This is a genomic window from Streptomyces sp. GQFP, from assembly GCF_021545335.1.
In the GTDB taxonomy this organism is placed as follows: domain Bacteria; phylum Actinomycetota; class Actinomycetes; order Streptomycetales; family Streptomycetaceae; genus Streptomyces.
The window spans coordinates 8,071,459-8,084,188 of sequence record NZ_CP089312.1 but is presented as its reverse complement, the minus strand read 5'-3'; the positions used below and the strand labels follow the sequence as shown (position 1 = coordinate 8,084,188).

6 protein-coding genes are annotated in these 12,730 nt (G+C 68.3%); 4 read left to right on the top strand and 2 right to left on the bottom strand.

Annotated elements, in window-relative coordinates:
* The first annotated feature begins 145 nt into the window (after positions 1-145).
* Complete coding sequence (locus tag LUX31_RS36425; RefSeq protein WP_235479567.1) at positions 146-1,561, top strand: AAA family ATPase; 1,416 nt, start codon at positions 146-148, stop codon at positions 1,559-1,561.
* Entirely contained in the window at positions 1,558-2,193 is a 636-nt protein-coding gene (locus tag LUX31_RS36420; RefSeq protein ID WP_235479566.1) for a hypothetical protein, read from the top strand. Before LUX31_RS36425 ends, LUX31_RS36420 begins: the two co-directional genes overlap by 4 nt.
* A 12-nt stretch (positions 2,194-2,205) precedes the next feature.
* Here the strand turns inward: LUX31_RS36420 and LUX31_RS36415 are convergent, their stop codons facing one another.
* Positions 2,206-3,261: a beta family protein gene (locus LUX31_RS36415; RefSeq protein WP_235479565.1), complete on the bottom strand. Its 1,056-nt coding sequence runs from the start codon at positions 3,259-3,261 to the stop codon at positions 2,206-2,208.
* Between the two features lie 266 nt (positions 3,262-3,527).
* Between LUX31_RS36415 and pglW the strand changes: the two genes are divergently transcribed.
* A complete protein-coding gene (pglW, locus tag LUX31_RS36410) occupies positions 3,528-8,237 on the top strand; it encodes a BREX system serine/threonine kinase PglW (protein ID WP_235479564.1) in 4,710 nt (1,569 codons plus the stop codon).
* Positions 8,238-8,297: 60 nt separating this feature from the next.
* Positions 8,298-11,963 (top strand): BREX-2 system adenine-specific DNA-methyltransferase PglX, encoded by a 3,666-nt coding sequence (gene pglX, locus LUX31_RS36405; protein ID WP_235479563.1) that lies wholly within the window; start codon positions 8,298-8,300, stop codon positions 11,961-11,963.
* Between the two features lie 247 nt (positions 11,964-12,210).
* Here pglX and LUX31_RS36400 read toward each other — a convergent pair whose 3' ends face one another.
* The gene (locus LUX31_RS36400; RefSeq protein WP_235479562.1) at positions 12,211-12,666 is read right to left on the bottom strand and encodes an ATP-binding protein; all 456 of its coding nucleotides are present in this window, start codon (positions 12,664-12,666) and stop codon (positions 12,211-12,213) included.
* Positions 12,667-12,730: the final 64 nt, after the last annotated feature.

Here is a 12,730-nt window from a genome sequence, read left to right as displayed (position 1 = left end):
CCCGGTTCCGTCGCCGGTCACAGCCGGACGCGCACGGCCCGTCGCGGTCTGACGCCCTATCATTCCTGTGCGCACCGGCGGCCCTGGACGCAGCCGGGCACCACGCGTTCCACGGACACGCCAGGGTTGGACCGACGGGGGGTACATGCTGACACGGCTCGAAGTCAGTGGATTCAAGAACCTGCTGGATCTCAGGGTCGAGTTCGGCCCCTTCACCTGCATCGCGGGAGAAAACGGCACAGGAAAGTCGAACGTCTTCGATGCGACCCAGTTCCTGAGCCTGCTCACCGACCACTCCATGATCGAGGCGGCGCAGGCCGTCCGCGGGACCCATGGCACGTTGCACGGTGACGCCCGCGATTTGTTCTGGAACGGCTATGCGGACGGCGAGCACCTGATGAGATTCGCCGCCGAGATGATCGTCCCGGGTGAGACGGAGGACGACTTCGGCAGGCTGGCCGAACCGACGTCCACGTTCCTCCGTTATGAGGTCCACCTCGGATACCAACCGCCGCAGGGCGGGGAGCGTGGCGGCAGGCTGACACTGCGGTACGAGGATCTCAGCCGGATCCGGCCTAGTGAGGCTCTCTCACATCTGCGCTTCCCGCACCGCGCCGCGGACTTCCGCAACGCCGTGGTACGCGGTCGCCGCTCGAACTCCCCCTACATCTCCACGTCCCTCGAAACGGGCGACGCCGTCGTCAGCATCCATGCCGACGGCAGCCGCCGAGGCCAGCCCCGGCCGGCGCCCGCGAGCCGGGCACCTCAGACCATGCTCTCCACGATCAACCGCAACGACGACCCGACCATCCTGACCGCCAGGCGGGAAATGCAGTCCTGGCGGCGGCTGGCCCTCGAACCCTCCGCGCTGCGCACCTCCGACGCCTATTCGGACCCCAGCGAGATGCAGCCCGACGGCCTGCACCTGCCACGGAGCCTGGACCGGATCGCACGAAAGAAGTCCCCGGACGATCCCGCGCGGATCTATTCGCGGGTCGCGGGTCGCTTGTCGGATCTTTCGGGGCTGCACGTCAGGACACTGCACGTGGAGGCCGACGACACCCGCGAGCTGCTGACCATCAAGCTCCACGAGATCGACGGCATGGTGTTGCCGGCCCGCAGCCTGTCGGAGGGAACCCTGCGCTTCCTCGCCCTCTGCGTTCTGCTGGAGGACCCGCAGGTGCACGGTCTGGTCTGCATGGAAGAGCCGGAGAACGGCATCCATCCGGCCAACCTCTCCGCGATGGTGGACCTGGTACGCGATCTGGCCGTGGATCCCGCCCTGCCTGTGGACGACGACAACCCCTTCCGGCAGGTCCTGATCAACACACACTCACCGGGTGTCGTACAGCTCGTCGATCCGGCTGACCTGCTGATCGCCGACACGACCACCGTCCCGGGGGCCGACGGCAAGGCCGCGCGCGGTCTACGGCTGCGCCCCCTGGCCGATACATGGCGCGCCGGGGGCGCAGGAAAGGGCTACGGCACCAAGGCCGACATCCTCGCGTACCTCACCGCCCCGCCCGAGGCCCGCCTGACTCTCGAGGAGAGCGCGTCGTGACCATTCGGGCCCTCTACCTGTGTGAGGGATCCAGTGACACGGGCCTGCGCTTCCACATCGAGGGGATCGCAGGGGACGTGGGCAGGGAGATCCTCGTGACGGTCCCCGACCTGAACCGCCTGCCGAACAAACCCGGTCCCGGAGTCGAGGGCAAATTGCGAGCCGCCGAGCAACTCAGCGACAGCGGACAGGCATACGACCTCGTCGTCGTCCACCGCGACTCGGACCGCGAGCCCCCGGATCGCCGCCGCACCAAGATCGCGGAAGCTGTGGCTGCGGTGAGCCCCGGCCTGGCGCATGTGCCGGCGATCCCCGTTCGGATGCTGGAGGCATGGCTGCTGCTCGACCAGTCAGCGATCCGCGAAGTGGCGGGCAACCCCAACGGTCGGATGGCACTCGACCTTCCGAAACCGTCGAAGGCTGAATCGGTGGCGGACCCCAAGGCACTGCTCAAACAGGCGATCGCCACGGCCAGCGGGGAAAGGGGGCGAGGTCTGCAGAAGCTCCAGACCCGCTTCTCGGCGAATCGCGCGCGGCTCCTGCAGATGCTGGATCGCGAAGGACCGGTCAGGCAGCTCGCGTCCTGGCAGTCGTTCACGGAGGACTTGCGCGAGTCGCTGGGCAGTCTCTGACCGCTGCCGCTCTCAGGGACGATCCGCGTCCCCGGCCAAACAGCGGACAACGTAAGTCATGTGCTGGACGTTGCCGACCTGGTTCCACGTCCCGGCGTTGCCTGTGCCCTTGGAACCCGTGGTCCGGGCGCACTGCTGATACCAGCGGTCGCCCGTACTCGCCCCCTCGCCCCGGAAGTCCGGGAACTCGGTGATCCACCGCGCCGCCTCCCTCGTGACGCCGGTTTCGCCCCGGTTCTCGGCCCAGAACCGGGCGAGCGGGAAGGAACGTTCCGTCGTGTACCGGAGCAGTCCGTACCGCGACCGATCGCTGTCGTCCGCTGCTCTGTCGAGGTTGCGGGCGGGGAGTGTGCCGTAGTCGCCGTAACGAACGGACTCCGCGTACGACCGCCCGCTCGCGCGTATCTCGTGCCACATGTCCCAGTCGGCGCGGTCGGCCTCGCCCCGCTCGCCGTCGAGCAACCTGTCGACCTCGTCCGGGAAGCCACCGGCCAGGGCGGCGATCGTGCGCCAGGAGGCAAGGGGCACCAGGGCGTCGAGCGCGCGCAGCGCTTCCTTGCCCGCGTCGGGACGACCGGGGAGCACCGTCTGGAGGTCGAGGAGAAGGTCGACCCGCACCTCGGGACCCGTCCGGGCGAGCAGAGCCGCGGTGCGTTCGGCGAGTTCGTCGTTCCAGGCGCCGGGCAGCCGTATGCGTATGCCGAGGCCGTTGCCGCCATAGCGAGCGCTCTCCACGGCCACGGCCTGGTGGGTTGCGGGAAAGTTCGGGTCGGTGACCGGCCGGAGTGCCGTGTGGGACCAGTACGAGGGGAGCAGGTCCGCGTAGGCTCGCTCGTCGAGGTCGGCGTGCGGGGCGTCCAGCCAGGCCGACGTGTATTTCTGTACGGCCGCGACGCGCCGGAGTTCCTTGTCCAGCGCCTGCTGGAGTTCCTCGGTGCCCTCGGCTGTCAGGGCCTGCAGCGTCCACAGGGGAGCCGTCAGGTCACGGATCCGTGGGGCGAGGTCCTTGACCGCGGATACGGCGTGGAGGCGCACGGGTAAGGCGGGAACGTACAGCGGTCCGGACATGGTGGCCCCCTCCACATTGCCCCGCAGCAGTCTGGGACCAGGGTGAACTCGGGTGATGCGTACCGAAAGGGTGCGATTCCGGTCACCGGGCCGGAACGCGCAGGCCAAGGCCCGTGGGGTCGGAGGGCTTCCGGCGGTGCCCGAGGGGCCGTATGTGCGCAGGGCAGCCGCTGTGGCCGTGCACGCCCAGTAGCATGCGAGGGGCGATTTTCGCCGTCCGGGCAGCATTGGCCGGGGCGGCTGGGCGAGATGAGCGGGGATCACGTATGCGGGACGGCCGGTGGGTCACGGTCACCGAATCCCAGTTCGAGCACGAGCGGCGCGGCCTGACGGCCATCCGCGAGAAGCTCCGGGACAAGAACAACGACCCTTGGCATGCCTGGTCCAACTTCACCTTCACCGCGGGCACCGGCCACGTCCGTGAGGTGGACCTCCTCGTCATCGCCCCCGGCGGGGTGCACCTGGTCGAGCTGAAGGACTGGCACGGCTCGGTCGAGTCCCGCAACGGGTCCTGGCTGCAGACCCAGCCGAGCGGTCGGCAGGTCTCCCACGGGAATCCCCTCCACTTGGCGAACCGGAAGGCCAAGGAGCTGGCCTCCCTGCTGCGCCGCGAGGGTGTGTCGGTGTGGGTGTCGGAGGCCGTGTGCTTCACCGACTCCTCGCTGCGCAATCGCCTGCCCGCGCACGACCAGCACGGCCTGTTCACTGTGCCCAAGCTCGCCGAGATGCTGGAGCGCCCGCCTGTCGACGAACGCCGCCGGATCGACGCCCCGAAGTCGCGCGCCATCGCGACCGCCCTGCGGCGGATCGGCATCGCGCCCAGTGACGCCGAGTACCGGGTGGGGCCCTACCAGCTCGACCGGAAGTCGTTCGACTCGGGACCGACCTGGGCGGACTACCTGGCCCGGCACAGCGAACTGCCCGAGGCGGCCCGGGTCCGCGTCTATCTGCGCGAGCGGGGTTCGGACGCCGAGCAGCGGGCCTCGGTGGAGCGGGCGGCGCGGCGCGAGGCAGCGGTGCTGCGGCGTTTCCGCCACCCGGGTGTCGTGCAGCTGAAGCAGTACGACCCGTCCGGGCATCCGGCGGGTCCCGCGCTGATCTTCGACTACGACCCGCGGACCCTGCGGCTGGACGAGTATCTGGCGCAGTACGGCGACAAGCTCGACGTGCTGACCAGGATGGCTCTGGTGCGGCAGCTGGCGGAGACGGTGCGTTCGGCGCACGGCCGTCGGATCTACCACCGCACGCTGGCGGCGAGGGCGATCCATGTGATGCCCCGGCCCCGGGGCCGCGTCGCGGGGGCGGACGGCGAGGAGGCGGGCTGGCTCAACCCGTACGTGCAGATCTCGGACTGGCAGGTCGCCGTGCAGCGCGACGCCGGTTCGGGCGGCGGTGAGCGGTTCGCGCCGACCACGTTCTCCCGCGCGGGCGCGCACCTCGCGGAGGGCGCTGACCCCTACCTCGCACCGGAACTGACCGCACCCAAGGCCGACCCGGTGACGCTCGACGTCTACGGCCTCGGCGTCCTCACCTACCTGCTGGCCACCGGCAGGGCTCCGGCGGCCAGTCAGGCCGAACTGGTGGCGCGCTTCGAGGCGGGCGAGGGGCTGCGGCCCAGTGCCGTGGTCGACGGTCTGTCGGATGACATCGACGAGCTTGTCCAGCTGGCCACGGCCTACAGTCTCAACGACCGGCTGACCTCGGTGGACGACTTCCTGGACATGCTGGAGGTCGTCGAGGAGACCCTGACCGAGCCCGCCCGCCCGGCGGCACCGCAGGCTCCGACTCCGACCCCGGTTCCGACTCCTGCCGAACCTGAGCCGGAACCGGAACCCGAGAAGGACCCACTTGAGGCCGTCGCGGGCGACCTGCTGGCGGGCCGCTGGGAGGTCAAGCGCCGGCTCGGGACGGGCTCGACCAGCCGCGCGTTCCTGGTGCGGGATCTGACGGCGGGCCCCGACGTACGACCGTCCAAGTCCTTCGCGGTGCTGAAGGTCGCGCTGTCGGACCGCTGCGGCGAGGTGCTGGAGCACGAGGCGGAGGTCATGGGGCGGCTGCGCCCCGACTCCCGCATCATCCGCCTCGTCGAGCCCGAGCCGCAGCGCATCGCGGGCCGCACGGTCCTGGTCCTGGAGTACGTCGGTGACGAGCGCGAGGCCGACGCGTCCGCTCCCGGCGCCTCCCGCACCAGACGGCGCGAGGAGACCGTCGCCCGTCAGCTGCGCGAGTCCGGCCGACTGACGGTCGACCAGTTGGAGGCGTACGGCGACTACCTCTTCGGCGCCGTCGACTTCCTGGAAGGCGAGGGCGTCTGGCACCGGGACATCAAGCCGGACAACATCGCCATCCGTGTCCGCCCGAACCGCACCCGTGAGCTGGTGCTGATCGACTTCTCGCTGGCCGGCTACCCGGTGAAGGAGACGGGCGCGGGCACGGACGGCTATCTGGACCCGTTCATCGGGGACCTCACCGACCGGTCGGTGTACGACGCCCACGCCGAGCGGTACGCGGTCGCCGTCACCCTGCACGAGATGGCCTCGGGCGAGCTGCCGCTGTGGGGCGGGGGCCGGGTCTCGGCCCGGCAGACCGATCCGGAGAAGGAGCCGCATCCGGCGATCGCCGTCGACGCCTTCGACCCGGCGGTACGGGACGGGCTGGAGACGTTCTTCCAGCAGGCACTGCACCGCGACGCGGCGCGACGCTTCAAGGATCTCAAGCCGATGCGGGACGCCTGGAAGCGGATCTTCCTGGCGATGGACGAGGCGAAGCCGTCGTCGCGGCGCCTGCGTCCGGTGCCGGCCACACCGGGCAGAGCGGGAACGGCGGCTGCGGAAGCCGCCTCTGCGGACGGTGTGGCAGCGCGCGCGGAGCCGGCGATCGACGCCGCCGAGGAGGAGACCGCCGAGCAGCAGCGCGACCGGCTGGCCGGTCAGGTGGACCGTGACACGCCCGTCTCGGCCTCGGGTCTGAGCCCGGCCGCCGAGTCGTTCGTGTACGGCCTGCGGGTGAACACGGTCGGAGAGCTGCTCGACTACAGCCAGCGCCAGCTCGTCAACGCCCCCGGCCTGGGCGCCAAGACCCGCAAGGAGGTGCTGGGCCGGATCAAGCAGTGGCGCCGTCAGCTCGCCGAGCGGCCCACCGCGCCCCTGACTCCCGAGGGCCGGAAGGCCGCGAAGGAGGAGCTGACACAGGCCGAGGCGGATGTCGCGCACGCTTTGGCGGCGAGCGGAGGCGCGGGATCGCTCCCCTCCGCAGCCCTGCGCACGGTCAGCCTGGACACGCTGGCCACGATCTTCGTCCCCGAGCTGAAGAAGGACGAGGCGAACCGCAACGAGTGCGAGATGGTACGGCTGCTGCTGCGTCTGCCCGACGAACGCGGCGAGCTGCCCGACATCGGGGTGTGGCCGAAGCAGAAGGACGTGGCGACGGCCCTCGGCCTCTCGGCGGGCCGTATCCCGCAGATGCTGAAGACGCAGCGCGGACGGTGGAAGAAGGACCCGGCGGTCCAGGCCCTGCGCGCCGAAATCCTCGAACTGCTGCGTGACCTGGGCCGGGTCGCCTCGGCCGCCGAGATCGCCGACGCGCTCGTGGTACGCCGTGGCACCCAGCTGGAGGAGCGGGAGCAGCGGCGAGCCCTGGCCCTGGCGGCGGTGCGCGCAGTGGTCGAGGTGGAGCAACTCAAGCCGGACGAGAGCGAGTTCCGGCACGCTCCGAACCGCGAGGCCTCCGACGAGGCGATGGGCGCCGGCCTGCTGGCCCTGGAGGTCGGCGAGGCGGACGCCCCGGAAACACCGTCGGCCCCTGGCCTCCTCGACTACGCCCAGCGACTGGGGAAGATCGCCGACCGCCTGTCGAAGCAGCCGACGCTGCCGACGGCCGCGACGGTCCTGTCGGAGCTGGGCGCGGTCCCGCCCCCGAGCGCGGCCGTGGAGTGGGACGAGCGCCGCACGGCCGAGTTGGCGGCGGCGGCCTCCCGCAACGCCGCCGCGACGCCACGCCTGGAGATCTACCCGCGCGACCTACCCCTCGTACGGGCCCTGCGGCTGACCCAGGCGGGCCTGGTCCGCGTCATCCCCGACCTGGAACGCGCCCGTCAGCCCGGCCTGACGGTGGATGAGGTCCACGAGCGCGTACGGGCCCGCTTCCCGGAGCTGCTGGACCACCGGGGCAGCCACGAACTCCCAAGGGGCGGCCGTCTGACGACGGCTCTGCGCGAGGCGGGCTTCGACCTGGAACTGTCGACCCGCTCCGGCACCCGGACGTCGCGCTATCTGCCGCGCAAGCTGGTGGACGCGTCGAGCTTCCTGTCCTCGGGCGCCCGCCGCGTGGCCACCGGCACCATCGCGGCACACCGTTACGCCGACGACACGGAGCTGGCCGGGGCGGTAGCGGCGGAGGAGCGGCTGACGTCGTCGTCGCGCCGGGACGGTTTCCGGGTGCTGACGGTACGGACGGCCCTGACGGGCGCGGCGGTACGGGAGTTGGACAGCGAACGCTTCGAGGCCGGGGTCGTCTCGGTGACCGAGCTGTTCCTGGCGGCCCTGCACGAACTGGTCGAACAGCGTCCCAAGCCGACGTGGGAGACGCTGGTGCGGGCGGATGTGGCGGAGCCGGGGTCTCGGGGGGCGATGAAGTTCGCGGAGTACGCGCGGACGGCTTGGGGGGTTGTGGAGCCGCGGTTGGCCGAACTCCTGACCAGTGGTGACCCCGTGAGGGCAAACGGCCCGATGCTTCTGACCGACGCCGGGGTGCTGGGCCGGTACGACGCGATGGGCGTCCTCGACCGGCTGGCGGAGCGGTCCCGGCGTGGGGGGCGGGGGCTGTGGCTTCTGTGTCCGCAGAGCGACCCGACGCGTCCGCCTCGGCTGGGGACGACGGCTGTGCCGTATCAGGCGGGGTTGGGTGAGTGGATCGTGCTGCCGGACTCGTGGGTGGGGAATCGGCATCGGGCGGGGGCGGGGCTGGTGTTGGAGTAGCGGTGGGGTCGGCATGACGAGCACAGGCAGCGTACGGGCGACGAGTGGAGACGGGACGAAGTGAACGACCTCAAGGCGAAGGCGTTGTTGGCCGACCTGATCAAGCGGGTCAAGGCGGTCGAGGTGGACCTCGCCGAGCAGGTCAGGGCGGTACCGGAGGTGGGCGCCCGGCTGCGGGCGGAGTACGACCGGGCGCGGGAGCTGGAGCGTACGGCGGCCACGTGGAACGAGTGGCTCAAGGAGCGGGTCACCCAGGTTGCCGTGGCGTGGGTGCTCGGCACGGTGTTCGTACGGTTCTGCGAGGACAATCGGCTGATTCCCGAGCCGTATCTCGCGGGTCCGGAACAGGAGCGCCAGGACCTGGCGGAGGCGCGGTACGCCCAGTACGTGGCCGATGACTCCGAGGGCGCCGACCCGACCTACCGGGGGTGGCTGGAGCGGGCGTTCGCCGAGCTGGGCGCGGGGCAGGCGGGCAAACTGCTCTTCGACGACCGCCATAACCCGCTGTACCAGATTCCGTTGTCGCACGACGGGGCTCGGGCGCTGGTGGAGTTCTGGAGAGAGCGTGGCGAGGAGGGACTGATCCACGACTTCACCGACCCTCTGAGTCCTGACCGCAAAGAGGGTTGGGACACGCGGTTCCTGGGTGACCTGTACCAGGATCTGTCGGAGGCGGCCCGGAAGACTTATGCGCTACTTCAGACGCCCAGGTTCGTGGAGAAGTTCATCCTCGACCGAACGATGAATCCGGTGGTGCGTGAACTGGGCTCCCGTTTCGGCGAGTTGAAGATGATCGACCCCACGTGCGGGTCCGGTCACTTCGTGCTGGGCGCGTTCCAGCGGATGGTGGACCTGTGGACGGAGAAGGTACCGGGCAAGGACCCGCACGAACTGGTGCGGGCCTCGCTCGACTCCGTGCACGGGGTCGACCTGAATCCGTTCGCGGTGGCCATCGCCCGGTTCCGGTTGCTGATGGCCGCGATGGCGGCGGCGAACGTGCGGACACTGGCGGAGGCGGGGCGGTACGACTGGCCTCTGCACCTGGCAGTGGGCGACTCACTGATCAAGGCTCGTCAGCTGGAATTCGGCGTACGCGGCACCGAGGGGCAGGGAGAGCTGGAGTTCAGCGCGGAGCAGAAGGACGAACTGGCGGAGTTTTCTTACGCTACTGAGGATGTGCACGAGGCTGAGTTCAAGGGGATTCTTGAGGTCGGGCGATATGACGTGGTGGTGGGGAATCCGCCTTACATCACAGTCAAGGACAAGAAGCTCAATTCGCTTTACCGGGAGCTTTACAAGTCCTGTGCCGGCAAGTATGCATTGTCGGTTCCTTTCGCCGAGCGGTTTTTCCAGCTTGCGAAGGTTGGGGAGCCTGATGGGCGAGGGTACGGGATGGTCGGGCAGATCACCGCGAACTCCTTCATGAAGCGGGAGTTCGGGACAAAGCTGATCGAGGAGTACTTCGCGCACAAGGTGGAGTTGACTGAGGTTATTGACACCTCGGGTGCTTACATTCCTGGGCATGGGACGCCGACTGTGATTTTGGTGGGGCGGCGGCGGGCAGGGGCGGCCCGGGGGGAGACCATTCGGACTGTTCGTAGCGTGCAAGGGGAGCCATCTGCTCCTCGGCGTGCAGAGAATGGTCGAGTTTGGCAGGCCATTAAAGAACAGATTGATGAACCAGGGTCTGCCAGTCAGTGGGTTTCCGTAGATGACCTTGAGCGGAAACAGTACTTCGGCAAACAGCCATGGGTCCTTGCTGACGGCGGACTGGAAATGATCCATACCCTGGACAAGAATAGACAGGGAAACCTCAAAGTCAATGTCCTCCGAATCGGATTCTATGGGGTCATGGGCTCCGACGATGCCATGACCGCCCCATCACGCGTCTTCCAACGATTCGATGCAGAAAAAGACTACGTCAAGCGCCTCACAATCGGAGATGAAGTACGCGACTTCGGCTTCACCGATGGTGATTTCGCATTCCACCCCTATGATGAGAAGAAAAACCTCGCCCAACCCACATCATTTCCACACCTGGGTCGATGGATTTGGCCCAACCGAGCGGATCTAGGAAGTCGCGCCACATTCTCCGGAGGCACATACTACAGCGATGGTCGCCCATGGTGGGAGTGGCATCAGATCCCTAAGGACCTGACTGCACACAAATGGTCAATCTCTTTTGCATTCGTAGCCACTCACAACCATTTTCTACTGGACCGCGACGGGAAAGTGTTCAACCGTTCTGCGCCAGTAATTAAGCTGCGTGAAGGAGCCAACGAGAACGAGCATCTCCGGCTGCTTGGGGTGCTCAACAGCTCCACAGCATGCTTTTGGCTCAAGATGGTGAGCTATCCCAAGGGTGGCGACCCTATGGGGGACGACGGTGCACGCGTCAGCGTTCATCCCTGGTCCGATCGTTACGAATTCACGGGAACAAAGCTTGAACAGTTCCCACTACCACCCGCCTACCCAACCGAATTGGCCGCAGAGCTGGATAACCTGGCTCGGAGAATTTCAGCGGCAAGCCCTTCTGCCCTCACTACTCCTGTCGCCGCCGCGCTTCGAGAAGCCCGAACCAGCTGGCTCTCCGCCCGAGCCAAAATGATCGCCCTCCAGGAGGAACTCGACTGGCAGGTGTACTCCCTCTATAACTTGCGCGCCGAAGACTTGCGCGCTCCCGAATCCGAGGTTCCCGAACTCGCCCTTGGTGAGCGAGCCTTCGAGATTGTGCTCGCTCGGCGGGTGCAGAAGGGGGAGGCGTCCGAGGAGTGGTTCAAGCGGCATGGCTCCACGCCCATCACGGAGCTGCCCGCCCACTGGTCCAACGCCTACAAGGACGTCGTGCAAAAGCGCATCGATGCCATCGAGTCCAGCCGCGCCATCGGCATGATCGAGCGGCCCGAGTACAAGCGACGTTGGGCAACCGACGGGTGGGATGCCCTTGAGAAGAAGGCCCTGCAGTCCTGGCTGCTGGACCGGATCGAGAAGCGTGAGCACTGGTTCAACGAGGACGGGCAGCCCACGATCCGCACTCGGTACCAGCTAACCGACTCCCTCTCCCGTGACGAGGACTTCGTCTCCGTCGCTGAGTTGTACTCGCCCCACACCGAGCTGACAACCGTCGTGTCGGCACTACTCGCCGACGAGCACGTCCCCTTCCTCGCGGCCCTCCGCTATAAGCCTGCAGCCCTGAAGAAGCGTCAGGACTGGGAGCGCGTCTGGGAGCTTCAGCGCAACGAGGACGCCGCCGAGACCGAGGAGAAGAAGCGGACGATCCGGGACTCCATTCGCGTACCGCAGAAGTACGTCTCCGCCGACTTCCTCAAGCCCTCCTACTGGCGAGCCCGCGGCAAGCTCGACGTACCGAAAGAGCGGTTCATCTCTTACGCCACCGGGCCTTTCTCCGGTACCCCCGAGCTGTTCGGGTGGGCCGGCTGGGACCACCGGGAGCAGGCGCAAGCGCTCGCCACGTACTTCACCGTGCACGAGCTGACCAAGGAGGAGATCACCCCACTCCTCGCCGGCCTGCTCGAACTCCAGCCCTGGCTCGATCAGTGGCACAACGAGTTCGACGCGATGTACAGCGGCTCCCCTGCCGCCTTCTTCGCCGGGCACCGCTCCGTGTACCAGGGCCAGCACGGTCTCACCGACGATGATCTGCGCGCCTGGCGCCCCGCGCCGGCCAAGCGCGGCAGAAGTGGTGGCGCTGCCGCGAAGAACTGACGTCTGCCCACGCCCTGTCGAGGCCCTGCGCATCAACCGCCGAGCCTCGGCAGGGCGTTCGCATGAGATGGCCGACGTTGAGCAGTTCACTCGGGGCGGTGGCGCGGTCGCCGCTGCCCGCCACAAGTGAGACCGGTGGATCCGGGCCAGCCCCACCGTTCGCAACCAGCCCTCCCAGAAGTTCTCTCTGGCCCAGATCCACCAATTCCCCGCGCCACCAGGCAACTTCGGAGCCCCGTCCACGCCCTCACCCAGCGGACACCGCGCCACCCACCGGCAGGATCGCCGCCTGCGGCACCTTGAACTGCGCCCACACCGTCTTCCCGATCCCGCCATCCCGTTCGCGCACACCCCACCGATCGGCCAACGCGTCCACCAACACCAGACCCCGCCCGCACGTCTCGTCCTCCCCCGGCGACCCCAACTCCGGGCACCCCGCCCCCGCGTCGCTCACCTCCAGGCGCAGTAGTCCCACCTCCACGTCGTAGACGAAACCCACGCAAACCTGCCGATCCCTCGGCACCGGAACCCGCAGCGCGTTGGTCACCAACTCGGACAGCACGAGTTCCGCCGCCTCCGTGACGCCCTGCTCCATGCCCCAACCCGCGAGCGCACCCCGGAGTATCGACCGCGACCAGCCCACGCCCCGAGGGTGTCGGGAGATCCGGAAGTGCACGTCGTTCGAGCTGTCGCGGTCTGCCATGACGCCCCCTGAGGCGGGTCGGTTCCTCGCGGCCAACTCCCTCACTGGTCTGAGGGGTTGCCCT